18 protein-coding genes are annotated in these 19,127 nt (G+C 75.9%); 6 read left to right on the plus strand and 12 right to left on the minus strand.

Features of this window, described 5'->3' with window-relative positions; all coding sequences use genetic code 11:
- Positions 1-58: 58 nt before the first annotated feature.
- The 4 genes from ACI8AC_RS13875 to ACI8AC_RS13890 all read left to right on the plus strand — a co-directional run bounded on the left by ACI8AC_RS13875 (position 59) and on the right by ACI8AC_RS13890 (position 3,195).
- Positions 59-514: a MaoC family dehydratase gene (locus ACI8AC_RS13875; protein ID WP_456898371.1), complete on the plus strand. Its 456-nt coding sequence runs from the start codon at positions 59-61 to the stop codon at positions 512-514.
- Positions 515-525: 11 nt separating this feature from the next.
- Positions 526-2,085, plus strand: a complete 1,560-nt coding sequence (locus ACI8AC_RS13880; RefSeq protein WP_456898372.1) for an acyl-CoA synthetase — start codon at positions 526-528, stop codon at positions 2,083-2,085.
- 134 nt (positions 2,086-2,219) lie between these two features.
- Entirely contained in the window at positions 2,220-2,558 is a 339-nt protein-coding gene (locus ACI8AC_RS13885; protein ID WP_456898373.1) for a hypothetical protein, read from the plus strand.
- Positions 2,559-2,643: 85 nt separating this feature from the next.
- Positions 2,644-3,195 (plus strand): hypothetical protein, encoded by a 552-nt coding sequence (locus ACI8AC_RS13890; protein ID WP_456898374.1) that lies wholly within the window; start codon positions 2,644-2,646, stop codon positions 3,193-3,195.
- On the opposite strand, the gene ACI8AC_RS13895 is transcribed toward ACI8AC_RS13890, so the two are convergent.
- From ACI8AC_RS13895 to ACI8AC_RS13950, 12 genes are all read right to left on the minus strand, one after another.
- Complete coding sequence (locus ACI8AC_RS13895; protein WP_456898375.1) at positions 3,192-3,890, minus strand: DivIVA domain-containing protein; 699 nt, start codon at positions 3,888-3,890, stop codon at positions 3,192-3,194. The two genes, ACI8AC_RS13890 and ACI8AC_RS13895, sit on opposite strands and share 4 nt — an antisense overlap.
- Positions 3,887-5,026, minus strand: a complete 1,140-nt coding sequence (locus ACI8AC_RS13900) for a globin domain-containing protein (RefSeq protein WP_456898376.1) — start codon at positions 5,024-5,026, stop codon at positions 3,887-3,889. Before ACI8AC_RS13900 ends, ACI8AC_RS13895 begins: the two co-directional genes overlap by 4 nt.
- 128 nt (positions 5,027-5,154) lie before the next feature.
- Entirely contained in the window at positions 5,155-5,913 is a 759-nt protein-coding gene (locus tag ACI8AC_RS13905; RefSeq protein WP_456898377.1) for a helical backbone metal receptor, read from the minus strand.
- Positions 5,910-9,143: a fused isobutyryl-CoA mutase/GTPase IcmF gene (gene icmF / locus ACI8AC_RS13910; protein ID WP_456898378.1), complete on the minus strand. Its 3,234-nt coding sequence runs from the start codon at positions 9,141-9,143 to the stop codon at positions 5,910-5,912. Before icmF ends, ACI8AC_RS13905 begins: the two co-directional genes overlap by 4 nt.
- Before the next feature lie 188 nt (positions 9,144-9,331).
- Positions 9,332-10,045 carry a TetR/AcrR family transcriptional regulator gene (locus ACI8AC_RS13915; protein WP_456898379.1) on the minus strand — a complete coding sequence of 238 codons (714 nt, stop codon included), beginning with the start codon at positions 10,043-10,045 and terminating at the stop codon, positions 9,332-9,334.
- 16 nt (positions 10,046-10,061) lie between these two features.
- Complete coding sequence (locus tag ACI8AC_RS13920; RefSeq protein WP_456898380.1) at positions 10,062-10,298, minus strand: hypothetical protein; 237 nt, start codon at positions 10,296-10,298, stop codon at positions 10,062-10,064.
- A 5-nt stretch (positions 10,299-10,303) separates the two neighbouring features.
- The gene (locus tag ACI8AC_RS13925; RefSeq protein WP_456898381.1) at positions 10,304-11,461 is read right to left on the minus strand and encodes an acyl-CoA dehydrogenase family protein; all 1,158 of its coding nucleotides are present in this window, start codon (positions 11,459-11,461) and stop codon (positions 10,304-10,306) included.
- Positions 11,461-12,240, minus strand: a complete 780-nt coding sequence (locus ACI8AC_RS13930) for an SDR family NAD(P)-dependent oxidoreductase (protein WP_456898382.1) — start codon at positions 12,238-12,240, stop codon at positions 11,461-11,463. Before ACI8AC_RS13930 ends, ACI8AC_RS13925 begins: the two co-directional genes overlap by 1 nt.
- Complete coding sequence (locus ACI8AC_RS13935) at positions 12,233-13,414, minus strand: acyl-CoA dehydrogenase family protein (RefSeq protein ID WP_456898383.1); 1,182 nt, start codon at positions 13,412-13,414, stop codon at positions 12,233-12,235. The genes ACI8AC_RS13930 and ACI8AC_RS13935 overlap by 8 nt, the downstream gene beginning before the upstream one ends.
- Positions 13,415-13,427: 13 nt before the next feature.
- Positions 13,428-14,300: an enoyl-CoA hydratase/isomerase family protein gene (locus tag ACI8AC_RS13940; RefSeq protein ID WP_456898384.1), complete on the minus strand. Its 873-nt coding sequence runs from the start codon at positions 14,298-14,300 to the stop codon at positions 13,428-13,430.
- 20 nt (positions 14,301-14,320) lie between these two features.
- The gene (locus tag ACI8AC_RS13945; protein WP_456898385.1) at positions 14,321-15,127 is read right to left on the minus strand and encodes an enoyl-CoA hydratase/isomerase family protein; all 807 of its coding nucleotides are present in this window, start codon (positions 15,125-15,127) and stop codon (positions 14,321-14,323) included.
- Positions 15,124-16,170: an LLM class F420-dependent oxidoreductase gene (locus ACI8AC_RS13950; protein WP_456898386.1), complete on the minus strand. Its 1,047-nt coding sequence runs from the start codon at positions 16,168-16,170 to the stop codon at positions 15,124-15,126. The genes ACI8AC_RS13945 and ACI8AC_RS13950 overlap by 4 nt, the downstream gene beginning before the upstream one ends.
- 181 nt (positions 16,171-16,351) lie before the next feature.
- Here ACI8AC_RS13950 and ACI8AC_RS13955 point away from each other — a divergent pair, with 181 nt between their 5' ends.
- Together ACI8AC_RS13955 and ACI8AC_RS13960 are read left to right on the plus strand one after the other, a co-directional pair.
- Positions 16,352-17,608: an acyl-CoA dehydrogenase family protein gene (locus tag ACI8AC_RS13955; protein WP_456898387.1), complete on the plus strand. Its 1,257-nt coding sequence runs from the start codon at positions 16,352-16,354 to the stop codon at positions 17,606-17,608.
- On the plus strand, positions 17,605-19,002 hold the full coding sequence (locus ACI8AC_RS13960) for a phosphotransferase family protein (protein WP_456898388.1): 1,398 nt from the start codon (positions 17,605-17,607) through the stop codon (positions 19,000-19,002). Before ACI8AC_RS13955 ends, ACI8AC_RS13960 begins: the two co-directional genes overlap by 4 nt.
- Positions 19,003-19,127: the final 125 nt, after the last annotated feature.

Below are 19,127 nucleotides of genomic sequence, written 5' to 3' on the forward strand. Positions count from 1 at the left end.
GCCAACCTAGCAACGGGTGATCTGGCGCACTCCGGGCGTGCCCCCTACGTTCGGGCCGGTGGACGGGGAGCGCTGGTTCGAGGACTACCTGCCGGGGACGACGACCGAGCACGGGCCCCTGCGGGTCGAGGCCGACGACGTCGTGGACTTCGGCCGCCGGTTCGACCCGCAGCCCTTCCACGTCGACGCCGAGGCCGCGGCCGCCGGGCCGTTCGGCGGGCTGATCGCCAGCGGCTGGCACACCTGCGCGCTGATGATGCGGCTGTTCGCCGACGAGTACCTCTCCCCCGCCTCCAGCCTCGGCTCCCCGGGCGTCGACGAGCTGCGCTGGCGCGCGCCGGTGCGGCCGGGCGACGAGCTCACCCTGCGGACGACGGTCGAGGAGGCGCGCCCGTCCCGCAGCAAGCCCGACCGCGGCCTGCTGCGGACCCGCGTCGAGCTGGCCAACGGCGCGGGCGACGTCGTCCTGTCGATGGTGGCGATGAACCTCGTCCGCACCCGCCCGACCGGCTGAGGAGGACGGCGATGCCCTGGCCCGGCGCCTTCGCCCGCACCGCCCCCGACCGGCCCGCCCTGGTGATGGCCGGCTCCGGTGCCACGCTCACGTACGCCGAGCTGGAGGAGCGGTCGACGCGGCTGGCCTCGTGGCTGCGGGCCCAGGGCCTGCGGCCCGGGGACGTCGTGGCGCTGCTGACCGACAACCGGCTCGAGGTCTCGGAGGTCTACTGGGCCTGCCAGCGCGCCGGGCTCTACGTCACGGCGGTGAACTGGCACCTGGCACCGGCCGAGGCCACCTACGTCGTCGCCGACAGCGGCGCGCGGGTGCTGGTGGCCGCCGCGACGCTGGCCCCGCTGGCGCGGCACCTGCGGGGCGCCGTCCCGGCCCTCGAGGCCGCGCTCGCCGTGGGCGGGCTGGTCGAGGGCTTCACCGGGTACGCCGACGCGCTGGCCGCCGGGGACCCGGTGCCGCCGGCCGACCAGCCGCGCGGCGCCGACCTGCTCTACAGCTCCGGCACGACCGGCCGCCCCAAGGGCATCCGGCCGCCGCTGCCCGACCGGCAGGTGACCGAGCCCGGCGACAGCATCGCCGCGGTGTTCGGCACCCGCTACGGCTTCGGGGAGGACACCGTCTACCTCTCCCCGGCCCCGGCCTACCACGCGGCGCCGCTGCGGTTCATCGGCGCGGTGCAGGCGACCGGCGGCAGCGTCGTGATGATGGAGGCCTTCGACGCCGAGGCCGCGCTGGCCGCGATCGAGCGGTACGGCGTCACCCACGGGCAGTTCGTGCCGACGATGTTCGTCCGGATGCTCAAGCTGCCGCCGGAGGTGCGGGCCCGCTACGACGTGTCCGGCCTGCGGGTCGCCGTCCACGCCGCCGCGCCGTGCCCGCCGGAGGTCAAGCGGGCGATGATCGACTGGTGGGGCCCGGTGCTCGAGGAGTACTACGCCTCCACCGAGAGCGCCGGGGTCACGATGGTGAGCAGCGCCGAGTGGCTGGCCCACCCGGGCACCGTGGGCCGCGACGGCTTCCTCGGCACCGTGCACGTCGTCGGCGACGACGGCCGGGAGCTGCCCCCCGGCGAGGTCGGCGTCGTCTACTTCGAGCGCGAGGCGATGCCCTTCGCCTACCTGGGCGACCCCGAGCGGACGGCGCAGGCCCGGCACCCCGACCACCCCACCTGGTCGACGGTCGGCGACATGGGCTACCTCGACGAGGACCGCTGGCTGTACCTGACCGACCGGCAGTCCAACATGATCATCTCCGGCGGGGTGAACGTGTACCCGCGGGAGGCCGAGGACGTGCTCGCGCTGCACCCCGCGGTGCACGACGTCGCGGTGATCGGGGTGCCGGACGAGGAGATGGGCGAGTCGGTGCTCGCGCTGGTCCAGCCGGCCACGGGGGCGCTGACCGACGGGCTGGCCGAGGAGCTGGTCGGCTACACCCGGGAGCGGCTGTCGCACTTCAAGTGCCCGAGCCGGGTGCAGTTCGTCGACGAGCTGCCGCGCACGCCCACCGGCAAGCTGCAGAAGCACCTGCTCCGGCGGCGGTACGCGGCGTCGGGGGACGCGGTGCGACAGCCCTGACGTCGGTCCGGGTCACCGGCGTGGTGGGCGCCGGCGTCTGACCCCAACAGGTCACCTGCCCGGCGGCGGGTCTCCAGGACGTCGCCCGGGTGGTCGACCACGTCGGGGTGGACCGACCCGCCCGAGGACTGCCCGTGATCGTCTCCGCGAGGACGACCAGGGCGGCGACCGAGAGCCAGGTGTTCCGCGAGGTGGCGCGGGTCCTCGACCGTCGGGCGGCTCTCGCGCACCCGCCGGTCGACCTCACCGTGTCGGACACGGTGGCGCTGGGGATCGCCGGCCTCTTCCGCAACCCGGCGACCTCGGGCCGGGTCCTGGACCGCTTCCACACCCACGGCTCCGTCGACGCCCACGAGCTGATCGCCGCGGCGCGGCTGGAGCAGGGGTTCGCGTCCCCCGAGGGCCATGCGGCGCTGCGCTGCCTCGTCCTGTGGGCGCAGGCCAGGATGCGCGCCGCCGGCCGGGGCCGCTGATCACCCGTGGTGCGGGACGTCGGACCCTGACGGGACCGGGCGGTGTCCCTGACGCTCGGGGCATGACGCGTCGACGGCGGACCCCGTGACCGGGACGGCGGAGGACCGGACCCGTGCCGGACCGGCCGGGGCCGCACCGGCGACGGCCGACGACGTCCGCCAGCTGCTCGTCGCGGTCGCCGTCTACTCCCTCCTCACCGGGCTGGCCTACCGGCGGCCCTCCGCCGGGCGGCGGGCCCTGGGCGTCTTCTTCGCCGTCACGGGCCTGGCCTGGAACGGGGCCACGACCGTGACGGCCCCCGAGCAGTTCCCGGCGCTCGCCCGGCGGGCGCCCTGGGGCTGGTACCGGCGCGCCGGGCTCGCCCTCACCGAGCCCGCCCCGCGGGCGTTCGGCGTGGCCATGACCGCGGGGGAGACCGCGGTCGCCGCGGCCGTCCTGGGTCGCGACCCCGCCGCCCGGCTCGGGCTGCTGGCCGTGGCCGCCTTCGCGCTCGGGACGACGCCGCTGGGCACCTACACGCTGGGCAACCCCGTCCTGGCCGCCGGGGCCCTTCACCTGGCCCGCCGCCCGTGGCCGACCGCGGCCTTCGGCCCGCGTGAGCCGTGCCGGACGGCACCGGGCCGGGCCGGCCGCTAGGCCGGATCCTCACCCGCCGACGCGTCCCGGGCCACGTTCGGCGCCACGGGCGCCCGTCCGCCACGCTGCACCGGGGGGACGGGTGGCGTGGGCAGCGCTCCGGGGTCGGCGCGCCCCCACTCGGCCTCGACGTCGGCGAGCAGGGCCTCGAGGTAGGCCCGCAGCTGGGTGCGGCAGGCCTGCGCGAAGGCCTTCAGGTAGGCCACCTGCTCCGCGAGCTCCTGGGCGCTGCGCTGGGGCCCGCCGACCTCCGCGGGTCGCTCGCCGGCGGTCATCCGGACCGCGGCCTCCTGGGCGGCCTCGATGATCGCGCCGGCGTTCTCCTTCGCCCGCCGGATCTGCTCCTCGTACTGGGCGCGCGCGTCGGCGGTGATCTGGCGGCTGAAGTCCTCGGCCTCGGCGACGTAGCTGTCGGCGGTCTGCTGGGCGGTGGCCAGGATGCGCACGGCCTGGTCGCTCGGCGCCTCGGGCGGGACCGCGCCGTCCACCTGGTCCCGCAGGGCCCGCAGCTGGTCCCGCAGCTCGGCCTTGTCCGCGTGCAGCCGGGCCAGCTCGTCGGCCACCCGGTCCAGCAACCGGTCGACCTCGACGTCGCTGTACCCCGGGCGCAGCAGGGGCGCCCGCGGCAGCTGCACACCGCGGACGTCGCCGGGGCTCAGCCGCCGCTCCCCGCCCTGGGGTGGGTGGATGCTCATTCGGTCACCTCTCCGTCCAGGCTGGGTCCCAGCCGGCTGGGCGCGAACACCTCGCTGCGGATGCGCTCCGCGCGCACGCCGTCGGCCAGCAGCCGCTTCGTCGTGTCCTCGACCATGGGGGCCGGCCCGGCCACGTAGACGTCCCGGCCGGTCCACGGCCCGTGCCGCGCGACGACCTCGCCCACGTCGCCCTGCTGCAGCGACGAGAGGTCGTCCCCCGAGACCGCGAACGTCACGGTGAGCCAGCCGTGCCGCTCCGCCAGGCGCTCGAGGTGGGCGCGGTCGTAGATCCGGTCCTCGGTGCGGGAGCCGACGAACAGGTCGACCCGCCGCAGCGGCCCGATGCGTGCGACGTGGTCGACCACCGCCTTGAGCGGGGCCAGGCCGGTGCCGCCCGCGACGAGCAGCAGGTCACGGTCGGAGTCCGCGTCGAAGGTGAGGTGCCCGATCGGCGGGCCGAGGCGCAGCACGTCCCCCGTGCCGACCCGGCGGACGAGGGCGGCACCGACCGGCCCGCCGTCGTAGGCCCGCACGTGGATCTCGACCAACCCGTCCGATCGCGGCGCGTTGGCCGGCGAGTAGTAGCGCCACAGCTTGGGCCGGACACCGGTCTCCAGGGAGAGGGACTGCCCCGCCGCGAAGCGGTACTCCGGATCCGGGCGCAGCCACAGCACCGCGGTGTCGACGCCGCGGCGCTCGTGCGCGACCACCTCGGCGTCCCACCACGGCGGCTGGTCCGCCGCCGCGTCGGCCGCCTCGATCATCACCTGGGCGACCAACCCGTAGGCCTCGGTCCAGTTCTGCTCCAGCGCGGCGTCCCACTGGTCGTCGAAGTGCCGCAACGTGGCGATCAGGCTGGCGCCCACCGCCGGGTAGTGCTCGGCGACGGCTCCGAACTTGCGGTGGTCGCGGCCGAGCGCCTGCAGGATCGGCACGAGCCGGTCGAGGTCGTCGACGTAGGCCACGACGTCGCCCAGGGCCTGGAACAGCCGGTCCCGCTGGTGCGCCATGGAGACGGGGAAGAGCTGCCGCGTCTCCGGGTGGCTGAGGAAGAGGTGGGAGTAGAAGAACAGCGGCGCCTCGTCCCCGGCGGCTGCCGCCTTGGCGAAACTGGCCCGCATCGCGGGGATGTCCACCAGCACCTCCGTCCCCCGTGCCGCCCGGCGCGCGCCGGCCCGGTGGCCGGCGCCGGAGCCGGTCGCGACCCCGCCCCACCGTATCGATCGGCCGGCCGGGCTCCGAACCTGAGCCCCTCGGCCCCGGGTCACCCGCTCGGGCGAACGGCCGCCAGCAGGCGGTCCCGGGCGCCGGCCAGCGAGGGCCCGTACCAGGTGAGGTCGCGGCCGGGGACCAGCGCGCAGCGGGTGCCGGGGAACGCCTCCGGGCCGTCGTCCGCGGTGAACGGGTAGGGCTCGTCGGGGAGGACGACGACGTCCGGGTCGGCGGCGACGACGTCGGCGACCGGGACCTTCGGGTAGCGGTCCTCCCCCGCGTCGAAGGCGTTGACCAGGCCCAGCCGCGCCAGCACGTCGCCGGTGAAGGTGCGCGGCCCGACCACCATCCACGGGTCCCGCCAGACCGGCACCGCGACCCGCAGCGGCGGGGACGGCGCCGGGGCCGCCCACGACGCGGCGGCGGCGGCCAGCCAGCCCGGCTCGCCGACGCCGAGGACCTCGGCGGACAGCCGGCGCAGCGAGGTCAGCGCCTCCTCCACCGACTCGATGACGGTCACCCAGACCGGGATCCCGGCCGCCCGCAGCCGGTCGACGTCCAGGCGCCGGTTCTCCTCCCGGTTGGCCACGACGAGGTCGGGGGCCAGCGCCGCGATCGCGGCCCGGTCGGGGTTCTTGGTGCCCCGCACCCGCGGCACGTCGAGGCCGGCCGGGTGGGTGCACCAGTCGGTGGCGCCCACCAGCCGGTCGGGGACGGTCTCCGCGAGCGCCTCGGTCAGCGAGGGCACCAGCGACACCACCCGGCGCGGCGGCCGCGGCAGTTCGACCGCCGTCCCGAGGTCATCCCTCATACATTGCGCCGGTACTGGCCGCCCACCTCGAAGAAGGCGTCGGAGATCTGCCCGAGCGTGCAGACCCGGACGGCGTCCATCAGGGCGGCGAAGACGTTGCCGCCCTCCATGGCCACCTGCTGCAGCCGGGCCAGCGCGGCCGGGGCCTCGTCGGCGTGCCGGGCCTTGAACGACTCGAGTCGGCTCAGTTGGGACTGCTTCTCCGCCTCGGTGGCGCGGGCCAGCTCGAGGGTCTTCGGGGCCTCCTCACCGGCGTTCGGGTCGAGGAAGGTGTTCACGCCGACGATCGGCAGGCTACCGTCGTGCTTGCGGTGCTCGTAGAGCATCGACTCGTCCTGGATCTTGCCGCGCTGGTAGCCGGTCTCCATGGCGCCCAGCACGCCGCCGCGCTCGGCGATCCGGTCGAACTCGGCCAGCACCGCCTCCTCGACCAGGTCGGTGAGCTCATCGACGATGAAGGAGCCCTGCAGCGGGTTCTCGTTGTCCGCCAGCCCCCACTCCTTGTCGATGATCATCTGGATCGCGAGCGCCCGGCGCACCGAGTGCGCCGACGGGGTGGTCACCGCCTCGTCGTAGGCGTTGGTGTGCAGGCTGTTGGCGTTGTCGTAGATCGCGCACAGCGCCTGCAGCGTGGTGCGGATGTCGTTGAAGTCCATCTCCTGCGCGTGCAGGGAGCGGCCCGAGGTCTGCACGTGGTACTTCAGCTGCTGCGACCGGGGGTTGGCGCCGTACTTCTCCCGCATGGCGACCGCCCAGATGCGGCGGGCCACCCGGCCGATCACCGAGTACTCGGCGTCCATGCCGTTGGAGAAGAAGAACGACAGGTTGGGCGCGAACGCGTCGATGTCCATGCCGCGGGCGAGGTAGGACTCGACGTAGGTGAAGCCGTTGGCCAGGGTGAAGGCCAGCTGGCTGATGGGGTTCGCCCCGGCCTCGGCGATGTGGTAGCCGGAGATCGACACCGAGTAGAAGTTCCGGACGCCGTGCTCGATGAACCACTCCTGGATGTCGGCCATGCAGCGCAGCGCGAACTCGGTCGAGAAGATGCAGGTGTTCTGGCCCTGGTCCTCCTTGAGGATGTCCGCCTGCACCGTGCCCCGGACGGTCGTCAGCACCCGGGCCCGGATCTCCTCGGCCTCCGCCGCGTCGGGCTCCCGGCCCTCCTCCTCGCGGAACCGGTCGAGCTGCTGGTCGATCGCGGTGTTGAGGAACATCGCGAGGATCGCCGGCGCCGGGCCGTTGATCGTCATCGACACCGACGTCGTCGGGCTGCACAGGTCGAAGCCCGAGTAGAGGACCTCCATGTCGTCGAGCGTGGCGATGGAGACCCCGGAGGTGCCGACCTTGCCGTAGACGTCCGGCCGCGGGTCGGGGTCGCGGCCGTAGAGGGTGACCGAGTCGAACGCCGTCGACAGCCGGGTCGCCTCGTTCCCGGCGGAGAGGAGCTTGAAGCGGCGGTTGGTGCGGAAGGCGTCGCCCTCGCCGGCGAACATGCGGGCCGGCGCCTCGCCGGAGCGCTTGAACGGGAAGACGCCGGCGGTGTACGGGAAGGCCCCGGGCAGGTTCTCCCGGCGCAGGAAGCCCAGCAGCTCCCCCTCGTCCTTCGTCCGGGGCAGCGCCACCCGGCGCACCTTCGTGCCCGACAGCGTCTCCCGGGTGAGGGGGACGTGGATCTCCCTGCCGCGCACGGTGTAGACGTGCTCGTCGCCGGAGTAGTCCTCGACGCGGGCGGGCCACTCCTCCAGCAGGGCCCGCACGACCGGCGACAGCTCGCCGTCGGCGGCCTCCGCCGCCGCCCGGGCGGCCTCGGACGCCTCGCCCTCGAGCACCTCGGCGGCGGTGCGCAGGTGCTGGCGCCGGCGGACGATCGCGGCCTGCGCCTCGGTCTCGGCGTGGTAGCCGCGCACCGCCTCGGCGATCTCGGCCAGGTACCGGGAGCGCTGGGAGGGCACCACGCTGGCCAGGCCGGTGGAGGTGCGCGTCTCCACCCGCGGCAGGACGCCGGTGCCGGCCGGCAGCCCCTTCTCGGCGAGCAGCCCGAGCAGGTGGTGGTAGAGCGCGGTGACCCCGTCGTCGTTGAACCGGGCCGCGCTGGTGCCGAAGACCGGCATCTCCTCCCAGGGCTGCCCGAACGCCTCCCGGTTGCGCAGCATCTGCCGGGCGACGTCCCGGCGCGCGTCCTCGGCGCCGCGCCGCTCGAACTTGTTGACCGCCACCGCGTCGGCGAAGTCGAGCATGTCGATCTTCTCCAGCTGCGAGGCGGCGCCGAACTCCGGCGTCATCACGTACAGCGACACGTCGCTGAACGGGACGATCCCGGCGTCGCCCTGGCCGATGCCCGGCGTCTCCACGATGACCAGGTCGAAGCCGGCGGCCTGCACCGCGGCGAGGACGTCCTCGAGGTGCTCCGGGGTCTCCGCCCCGGCCGAGCGGGTGGCCATCGACCGGAAGAAGGTGTGCGACCCCTCGCCGGTCTCCAGCGCGTTCATCCGGATCCGGTCACCGAGCAGCGCACCGCCCCCGCGCCGGCGGGTCGGGTCGATCGCCAGGACGGCGACCCGGAGCTTGTCCTCCTGGTCCAGCCGCAGCCGGCGCAGCAGCTCGTCGGTCAGCGAGGACTTCCCCGACCCGCCGGTCCCGGTGATGCCCAGCACCGGCACCGTCCGCCCGGCGGCCGCCTCGCGCACCCGGGCGGCCAGCGCCTCGTCGCGGCCGGTCTCCAGCACGGTGATCGTGCGCGCCAGCGCCGCCGGGTCCCCGGTCAGCAGCGCGTCGGCGTCCGGCCCCTGCGCGGCCAGGTCGACGTCGCACTCCCGGATGAGCTCGTTGATCATCCCGGGCAGGCCGAGCCGCTGGCCGTCCTCCGGGCTGAAGATCCGCACGCCGCGCTCGCGCAGCAGGGCGATCTCCTCGGGCACGATCACCCCACCGCCGCCCCCGAAGACCTTGACGTGGCCGGCGCCGGCCTGGGCCAGCCGCTCCACCAGGTAGGAGAAGTACTCGACGTGGCCGCCCTGGTAGGAGGAGATCGCCACCCCCTGCACGTCCTCCTCCAGCGCGGCCCGGACGACGGTGTCCACGCTGCGGTCGTGCCCGAGGTGCACCACCTCCGCGCCCTGGCTCTGCAGCAGCCGCCGCATGACGTTGATGGCCGCGTCGTGCCCGTCGAACAGGCTCGCCGCGGTGACGAACCGGACGGGGTGGACGGGGACGTGCAGGTCGGAGGGCATGCCGCTCCCTGGGGTCGGACGCCGGCGGCGATGGGGCCGAGATGTTCGGACGTCCTACTATCTCAGGGCCGGCGCGCCCCGTCCACGCCGCACGGGGACACACCGCACCGGGCGCCTACGACTCCGAGTGCAGTTGCACTCAAAGTCGTAGGGACCGGGGGCGGGACGAGCGGCCGGGCCGCGCGGGATCAGGGGGTGGCGGACGCCGCGTCAGCGGTGCTTCGCCGGCCGGGCTCCCCCTTCCCCTCGGCGCCGATGGCCCGGACCCAGACCAGCGTCAGGGTGTGCAGCAGCGCCTCGCGGTCGAACTCCTTGCCCAGGTTCAGCCACACGTAGCAGGTGTGGTCGACCATCGCGCCGAGCACCTCGGCGGTGAGCACGGGGTCCAGGGACCGGTCGGCGACGCCGGCCTCCTGCTGGTGGGCGATGCCGCGGGCGGCCCGCTCCACGAAGGCCTCGCGGACCTGCAGCCGCAGGCGCTTGAGCTCCGGGGTGAAGGTGCCGACCTGCTCGATGAGGGCGATGATCCGCGCCCGGGGCCGGTAGGCGTCGACGAAGCGCTCCATGGCCCCGTGGGCGCGCTCGTAGGGCGTGCCGGCGTGCGGGCCGTCGGCCTGCAGGGCCTCGAGCAGCTCGGCCACGACGGTCCGGGCCACCGCCTGGAACACCGCGTCCTTCGAGTCGAAGTACGTGTAGAAGGTGCCCTGGGCGACCCGGGCCTCGGCCACGATGTCGGCCACCCGGGTGTCGAGGAACCCCAGGCGCTCGAAGACGCGGCGCGCCGCGTCCAGCAGCTCGGCCTTGCGGGCCCGGCCCTTGCCGGTCAGCGGCCCGGTGTCGCGGCGCTCCTGCTGCGCCGGGCCCGGCACGGTCGCGGCCCCGGCGGCGTGCGGTGATCCCACGGTCCCCTCCCTCGGCTCAGGAACCGGTCCGCGCGCGGCCGCGGCCCTGCAGGGCCGCCCGGCGGCGGACCACCTCCGCCGGGTCGAACCGGGCGGCCCACTCGGCCGCGGTCCGGGCCTCCACGTGCGGCCCGGCGCCGACCAGCTCGCTGTCGACGTCACGGTACGAGCGCAGCAGCCGGTGCACCCCCGGCTGGTCGTTGCCGGTGATCCCCGCGGTACCCCGGCCGCCGGCCCGGGGTTCTCCCTCCACGGCGGTCAGGACGCCGGGCCGAGCACGGGGTCGTCGAGCACGGGGTCGTCGAGCACGGCTGCGGCGAGCCGGTCGGCGGCCGCCGCCCGGCCGCCGAGCAGGGTCGCGTCGCTGACGGCGCGCTTGTAGTACAGGTGGGCGGGGTGCTCCCAGGTGAAGCCGATGCCGCCGTGCACCTGCACCGTGCTCTTGGCGACCCGCAGGTAGGCCGCCGCGGTGACCACCGTGGCCAGGTCGGCGGCCAGGGCCGGGTCGTCGGTGCCGGCGTCGTGCGCCCAGGCGGCGTGGTAGGCGACCGACCGGGCGTGCTCGACGTCGACCAGCATGTCCGCGCAGCGGTGCTTGACCGCCTGGAAGGAGCCGATGGCCCGCCCGAACTGCAGCCGGGTCCGCGCGTACCCCACCGAGAGGTCCAGCAGCCGCTGCGCTCCGCCGACCGCCTCGGCGGCGAGCACGACGGCGGCGACCTCCCGGGCACCGGCGACCGCGACGGTCCCCTGCCCGGGCTGGCCCACCGTCCGGGCGGGGACCCCGTCGTAGCGCAGCCGGGCCTGCCGCCGGGTGAGATCCAGCCCCGGCTGCGGCTCGCGGGTCAGGCCGGCGGCACCCGCCTCGACGGCGAACAGCCCCGGGCCGGCGTCGGTGCCGGCGAGGACGACGACCACGTCGGCCGCTGCGCCGTCCAGGACGTGGGCCTGCTCCCCGGTCAGCCGCCACCCGCCGGCACCCCGTTCGGCGCCGACGGTGGGCCGGGCCGGCGCCCACGCGCCGCGGGCGTCGGTGGCCGCCAGCGCCGCGACCGCCTCCCCCTCGGCGATCGCCGGCAGCAGCTCCTCGCCGGCGCCGTCGTCGGCGCCGAGCCGCAGCGCGGTCGCGGCCAGCGCGACCGAGCCGAGCAGCGGGGCCGGCGCCACGGCCCGCCCGAACTCCTCGGCGACCAGCGCCAGGTCGACCAGGCCGGCGCCGGCCCCGCCGAGCTCCTCCGGCACCGCGAGGCCGAGCAGCCCGACGTCGCGGCCCAGCCGCCGCCAGACCTCCCGGTCGAAGCCGTCGGGTGTGTCCATCAGCCGACGCACCTCGGGCTCGGCGAACCGCTCGGCGCAGAACTCCCGGGCCACGGCGCGCAGGTCGCGGTGCTCGGGGGTGAGCTCGAACTCGACCATCAGAAGGTCCCTCCGTCCACGACGATCCGCTGGTCGTTGACGTAGCCGCCGCCGGGCCCGACGAGGAACCGCACGACGCGGGCGACGTCCTCCGGGGCGCAGACCCGGCCGAAGGGCGAGGAGTCGTCGAGCTCGTGGATGTCGTCGACGCTGCGCGTGGCCCGGGCCAGCCGGCGGCCCATCTCGGTGTCGGTCAGCCCGGGGGCGACGACGTTGACGCGGACGCCGTGGCGGCGCTCCTCGCGGGCCAGGGTGTGCGCCAGCGCCTCGACGGCGGCCTTGCCCATGGCGTAGGGCGCCCCGCCCGGGCTCCAGGTGGAGGCGGCGATGCTGCTGACGAACACCACGTCGGCCCGCCGCGCCGCGCGCAGGTGCGGCAGTGCCGCCCGCACCAGCTGGTGGGGGCCGAGCGCGTGCACCGCCAGCACCCGGGACAGCTCCTCGTGCGTCGTGTCGGCGACCGGGAGGCCGCGGCTGGCCACGCCGGCGTTGCTCACCAGGACGTCGAGGGCGCCGAACCGCTCGACGACGGCGGCCACCGCCCGCGCCGAGTCGGCCGGGTCGTCGACGGCGGAGGCCAGGACGAGCACCCGCGCGCCCGTGCCGGCCAGCTCCCCGGCGAGCGCCTCGGCGGCGGCCCGGTCCCGCCGATAGGTGAGGGCGACCGCGGCACCGTCCCGCGCGAGCTCGCGGCTGATCGCCGCGCCGATGCCCCGGCCGCCGCCGGTGACCAGCGCGACCCGCCCGGCGAGGGGGCCGTCGAGGCCGGCCTCAGCCACGGGGCACCTCGCTCCACGGCCGGCCCGTGTCGGCGCGCAGGTCGCCGGGCAGGCCGAGCAGCCGCTCGCCGAGGATGTTCCGCAGCACCTCGGAGGTGCCGCCCTCGATGGTGTTCGCCCGGCTGCGCAGGAACATCCGCTGCCGGTCCTCGCCGTCCACCGGCGGCGGCGAGCCGTCGGGGCCGGTCTCGTAGCCGCTGTAGAGGGTGGCCTCGACGCCGAGGGCGTCCATGCACCACTCGTGCACGTCCTGGTTGAGCTCGGCGCCGACCAGCTTGCCGATGCTGCCCTCCGGGCCGATCCGCTCCCCGGCCTCGACCCGCTGGCGGTCGCCGGTCAGCCGGGCGGCGTCGGCCCGGGCGAACAGGTGCACCAGGCGCTCGCGCAGTGCCGGGGTGCGCAGGTCCGGGCGCTCGCGCCACAGCCGCAGGGCGGTGCCGATGCTGCCGCTGCCACGGACGCTGCTGCCGCCGCCGATCGCCGTCCGCTCGTTCATCAGCGTCGTCATGGCCACGTGCCAGCCCTGGCCGACCTCGCCGAGGCGGTGGGCGTCGGCAATCCGCGCCTCGCGCAGGTACACCTCGTTGAACTCCGCCTCGCCGGTCATCTGGCGCAGCGGGCGCACCTCGACCCCGGGGTCGGTCATGTCCAGCACGAAGTAGGTCAGGCCGCGGTGCTTGGGCTGGTCGGGGTCGGTGCGGGCCAGCAGCAGCGCGCGGCGGGCGCGGTGCGCGTTGCTGGTCCAGACCTTCTGGCCGTCGACCACCCAGGTGTCGCCGTCGCGCACCGCGCGGGTGGCCAGCCCGGCGAGGTCGGAGCCGGCGCCGGGCTCGCTGAACAGCTGGCACCAGATCTCGTCGCAGACGTAGTCGGGGCGCAGCAGCTCCGCGGCCAGCTCCCGGGAGCCGTGCGCCATGACCGTGGGCCCGGCCATCCCGTAGCCCATCGGGTTGAGCCAGAAGGGGTTGGGCCCGCCGGCGCCCTGCAGGATGCCGTCGGCGACGCCCTGCAGCCCGGGGGCCACGCCGAGGCCCCCGAAGCCCTCCGGGAAGTGGACCCACGCCAGCCCGGCGTCGAAGCAGGCGCCGAGGAAGTCCCGCTGCGGGGTGCGGGCCGGCGGGTGCTCGGCCACCACCCGGCGGGCGGTCTCGGCGACCAGGTCGCGGTCGGTCACGGGTACCCCTCTCTCAGGCGTCGCGGAAGTCCGGCGTGCGCCGCTCGCGGAAGGCGAGCGCCGCCTCGCGGTGGTCGCCGGTGAACGAGGTGAGGATCTGGGTGCGGTTCTCCAGGTCGATGCCGGCCTGCAGGCTCGACACCTCCAGCTGGCTCCACATGACCTCCTTGGTCATGCGCACGCCCATCGGCGAGTTGGCCAGCACCGCCCGCGCGGTGCCCAGGGCCGCGTCGAGGAGTTCCTCGTCGGGCACCACGCGGGTGACCAGGCCGATGCGGTCGGCCTCGACCGCGTCGACGACCCGGCCGGTGAGCAGCAGCTCGAAGGCGCGGGAGGCGCCGATCAGGCGGGGCAGCAGCCAGCTGACCCCGATGTCGCAGCCGGAGAGGCCCAGCCGCACGAAGGCGACGGTGTAGCGGGACGACGCCGCCCCGATCCGCACGTCCGCGGCCAGGGCCAGCGCCAGCCCGCCGCCGGCCGCGGGCCCGTTGACCGCGGCGACGACCACCTGCGGCAGCGCGCGCAGCTTCGGCACGAGCGCGGCGATCTGCTTCTGCAGCGCCAGGCCCGCCTGCGGGGAGCGGGTGGCCCGGTCGGGGCCGCCCATGTCGAAGGCGGTGAGGTCCAGGCCGGCGCAGAAGCCGCGGCCGGCGCCGGTGAGCACCAGCACCCGGACCGACGGGTCCCCGGCGAGGACGTCGAGCACCGCGTGCAGCTCGCGCAGCAGGTCGGCCGACAACGCGTTGAGCCGCTCGGGCCGGTCGAGGGTGAGCACCAGGACACCGGGCTCCGGAGCGGCCGGCCGGAGTGTCGTGAGGTCGGCCGGCATCCCGGCGGGCAGAGGCGGGGACGCCTGGTCGGGACCGTCGGGCTCGGGGGACGTCATCGTCGCCTCCTGGTCGGGGGTCAGCGCCCGCGGAACACGGGGTCGCGCTTCTCGAGGAAGGCCCGGCCGGCCTCGGCGGTGTCCTCGGTGCCGAAGTTGACCTGCTGGGCGCGGGCCTCGTCCTCCAGGGCGCGCTCGAAGGACACCTCCCAGGAGTCGTCGAGCATCCGCTTGGACAGCCGCATGGCGACCGGGGGGCCGGTGAGCAGCCGTGCGACGAGCCGGTCCACCGCCCCGTCGAGCTCCTCGGGGGGCACGACCTCCCGGACCAGGCCCCACTCCCGGGCCCGCTCGGCGTCGACCTCGTCCCCGAGCAGCACCAGCTCCTTGGCGCGGTGGGTGCCGACCAGCCGGGGCAGCAGCCAGGAGCCGCCGAAGTCGACCGACAGCCCGCGGCGGACGAAGATCTCCGAGAACCGGGCCCTGGTCGAGGCGATGACGAAGTCGCACCCGAGGGCGAGGTTCATCCCCGCGCCGACGGCGACCCCGTCGACGCGGGCGACGGTCGGGACGGGCAGCCGGTGCAACGCGAGGCAGGCCGCGTTGACCTCGGTCATGTCGACCATCGGCGGCCGTCGCCCCGCGCCGGCGTCGGAGAGGTCGGCGCCCGCGCAGAAGTCCTCGCCCGCGCCGGTGACGACCAGGACCCGGGCACCGCCGTCCACCACGTCGTCCAGCGCGGCGCGCAGCAGCCGCCAGGAGGACCGCGCGACGGCGTTCTTCCGCCGCGGGTTGGCCAGCGTGAGGGTGGCGACGGGGCCGTCCCGGGTCAGCCGGACCGCTCCCCCGCCGTCGGCGGGCCGGTCCCCGGCACCGCTCGGGCTCACAGGTCCGCGGCCAGGTTCTTCAGCTGCTCGACCGTGCGCAGCCGTTCCTCCCGGCCGGCCTGCACGAGGTGGGCGACGACGGTGGTCACGCCCGCCTCGGCCATGGCCGCCAGGCGCTCGGCGACCCAGCCGGCCGGGCCCACGAGCGAGGTCGCGTCGACCAGCTCCTGCGGGACGGCCGCGGCCGCCTCCTCCTTGCGGCCGGCCAGGTAGAGGTCCTGCACCCGCGCGGCGGCCTCGGGGAAGCCGTAGCGCACGGTCAGCTCGTTGTAGAAGTTCTTGCCGCGGGCACCCATCCCGCCGATGTAGAGGGCGAGCTGGTGGCGGGCGGCGTCCCGGAGCTCCTCGAGGCCCTCCCCCACGGCGCAGGGCGCGCCGACCAGCACCTGGAGCGGTCCGAGCGCCGGGTCCCGCCTGGCCCGGCCGGCGGCGAGGGCCGCCCCCCAGGTCTCGGCCGCCCGGCCGGGGTGGAAGAAGACCGGCTCCCACCCCTCGGCGATCTCGGCGGCGAGCTCGACGTTCCTCGGCCCGATGGCGGCCAGGGTCACCGGGATGCGCTCGCGCACCGGGGTGTTGATGAGCTTGAGCGGCTTGCCGAGGCCCGTGCCCTGCTCGGGGGGCAGGGGGAGCGTGTAGTACCGGCCGGGGTACTCGACCCGCTCGCGTCGCCACACCATCCGGCAGATGTCGACGATCTCCCGGATGCGCCCGAGCGGGGCGTCGTACGGGACCCCGTGGAAGCCCTCGACGACCTGCGGCCCGGAGGCACCGAGGCCGAGGGTGAACCGGCCGCCGGAGACGTGGTCGAGGCCCGCCGCGGTCATCGCGGTCAGCGTGGGCGTGCGGGTGAACGCCTGCAGGATCCCGGAGGTGAGCTCGAGCCGGTCGGTGACCGCGGCGAGGTAGCCGAGCTGGCTGACCGCGTCGAAGCTGTACGCCTCGGCGATCGAGACCACGTCCAGGCCCGCCTTCTCGAGGTCGGCCAGCTCCCCGGCCGCCTCTCGGAACCCGCCGCTGTACCCGACCCGCATCCCGATGCGCACGCCGCTCCCCTCCCGGTGCCGGCGTGGCCGGCGTCACACCGTTGCACGGTAGGGACGACTTGAGGCGGACGTCAACCGGCCGGGCCCCGGTCCGGACCCGGCGTTGACGGCGGCGGGAGGCACTGCCATCGTCCGCACGAGCTCCCCCCGGGCCCGCCCTCCCCACCCCGGAAGGACCGACGTGGACCCCTCGCTCCCCCCGCGGCTGACCGCCCTGCTGGCCGACCTCGACGCCTTCGTCGCCGAGGAGATCGAGCCGCTGCACGAGCAGGACGACAACGCCCGCTTCTTCGACCACCGGCGGGAGTTCGCGCGCACCGACGTGGAGGCCGGTGGGGTGCCGCGACGGGAGTGGGAGGAGCTGCTGGCCGAGGTGCGGCGGCGCGCCGACGCGGCCGGGTGGCTGCGCTTCTCCCTCCCGGCGGAGCTCGGCGGCCGGGACGGCGGCAACCTCGACATGGCCGTGATCCGGGAGCACCTGGCGCACCGCGGGCTGGGTCTGCACAACGACCTGCAGAACGAGCACAGCGTCGTCGGCAACCTCGTCATGCCCCAGCTGCTGCACCTGTTCGGCACGCCGGAGCAGCGGGAGGAGTTCGTCGAGCCGCTGATCACGGGGGCCCGCGGCCTGGCCTTCGGCCTCACCGAGCCCGACCACGGCAGCGACGCGACCTGGATGGGGACCACCGCCGTCCGGCGCGACGGCGACTGGGTGATCGACGGCCGCAAGCGCTGGAACACCGGGGTGCACACCGCCGGCCACGACCTGGTCTTCGCCCGCACCTCGGGCTCCCCCGGCGACGCCCGGGGCATCACCGCCTTCCTCGTCCCCACCGACGCGCCCGGCTTCTCGGTGCCCTTCTTCTGGTGGACGCTGAACATGCCCACCGACCACGGCGAGGTGGAGCTGGACGGGGTGCGGGTGCCCGACACGGCCATCCTGGGCGGGGAGGGCGAGGGCCTGGCGATCGCGCAGACGTTCGTGCACGAGAACCGCATCCGGCAGGCCGCCTCGGGGGTGGGCGCGGCGCAGTACTGCATCGACCGCTCGGTGGAGCACGCCCGGCAACGGGTCACCTTCGGCCGGCCGCTGGCCGAGCGGCAGGCGGTGCAGTGGCCGCTGGTCGAGCTGCACACCGAGGCCGAGCTGGTGCGCACCCTCGTCCGGCGCACCGCGGTCGAGCTCGACGAGCTCACCGCCCGCGGGGAGCCGGCCGTCTCGATCGGCCACCGGGTGTCCATGTGCAACTACCGCGGCAACCGGCTGGTCTGCGACGCCGCCGACCGGGCGATGCAGGTGCACGGCGGGATGGGCTACAGCCGCCACCTGCCCTTCGAGCACATCTACCGCCACCACCGCCGCTACCGGATCACCGAGGGCGCCGAGGAGATCCAGATGCGCCGGGTCGCCGGCCAGCTCTTCGGCTTCCTGAGGTGACCCCGGACGCCGACCTCGCCGACCGGCTCGCCGGCCGGCTGACCGCGCTGGCCGGGGCGCCGGTGCGCGTCGAGGGCCTGGCCCGGCTCTCCGGCGGGGCGAGCCGGGAGACCTGGTCGTTCACCGCGGTGCACGCCGACGGCGGCCGGCGGGGGCTGGTGCTGCGCAGCGGCGCGGGCACCGGCGGGGTGGCGCTGGCGGTGGAGGCCGAGGTGATGGCCGCCGCGGCGCGGGCGGGGGTGCCGGTGCCCGAGGTGGTCGACCTCGGCGACGCAGCTGCGGGGGACGACGACGGGCCGCCGGGGCGCGGCTACCTGCTCATGGACCGGGTGGCGGGCGAGACCATCCCGCGCCGGCTGCTCCGCGACGAGGCCTACGCCGCGGCCCGGCCCGGGCTGGTGGCGCAGCTGGCGGGGGCCCTGGCCCGGCTGCACGCCGTCCCGGCCGCGGAGGTGCCGTCGGTGGCGCCGCCCGCCGACCCGATCGAGCGGCTGCTGGCCGCCTACGGCGGGGACTCCCCTCCCCCGCCGGGCCTGGCCCTGGCGCTGCGCCGGCTGCGCGACGAGCGGCCGGAGCCCGCGCCCCGGGCCCCCGTCGACGGCGCGCTCGTGCACGGCGACTTCCGGCTGGGCAACCTCATGGTCGGCCCCGACGGGCTGCGCGCCGTCCTCGACTGGGAGCTGGTGCACCGCGGCGACCCGGTCGAGGACCTCGGCTGGCTGTGCGCCAAGGTGTGGCGCTTCGGCTCGCCGCTGCCGGCCGGCGGGGTGGGGACCCGCGAGCAGCTCCTGGACGCCTACGCCGCCGCGGCCGGGTGGCGGCCCACGGCGGCGCAGCTGCACTGGTGGGAGCTCTACGGCACGGTGCAGTGGGGGCTGATGTGCGGCGTCATGGCCGGCCGGCACCTCTCGGGCGCCGAGTCCTCGGTCGAGCTGGCCGCGATCGGGCGGCGGGCGGCCGAGCAGGAGTTCGACGTGCTGCTGGCCCTCGGGCTGGACGCGCCGGACGACGCGCCGCCGCCGGACCCGCCCCCGCCGCCCGGCGACGACCTGCTCACCGGCCGGCCGACCGCGACCGAGCTGCTGGCCGCCGTGACGGCCTACCTGGACGACGCCGTCCGCCCCGGCGCCCCGGGGCGGACGGCGTTCCACGCCCGCGTCGCCGCCAACGTGCTGGCCACCGTGCGCCGCGAGCTGGCGCTGGGCCCGGCGGCGGCGCAGCGGCACCGGGCGGCGCTGTCCGGGCTGGGCTGCGCCGACGACGCGGCGCTGTCCCGGGCGATCGCCGACGGCTCCCTCGACGACCGCCGCGACGAGGTGGTCGCGGTGGTGCGTGCCGCGGTCCGCGACCGGCTCGCCATCGCCAACCCGCGGCACCTGGCCGTGCCCGCCTGACAGTGAGGATGTGAGGGGACGGGGTCACCCCTGGTGGTCTGACTCTCCGCCTGACCGACGCCTTGCTGTCCTGCTGTGGGATGTGTCGGCCGTGTGGGGGTGGCCCCGTCCTTGCACGTCACCGG

The sequence above is a fragment of the Geodermatophilus sp. SYSU D00758 genome, assembly GCF_054049955.1.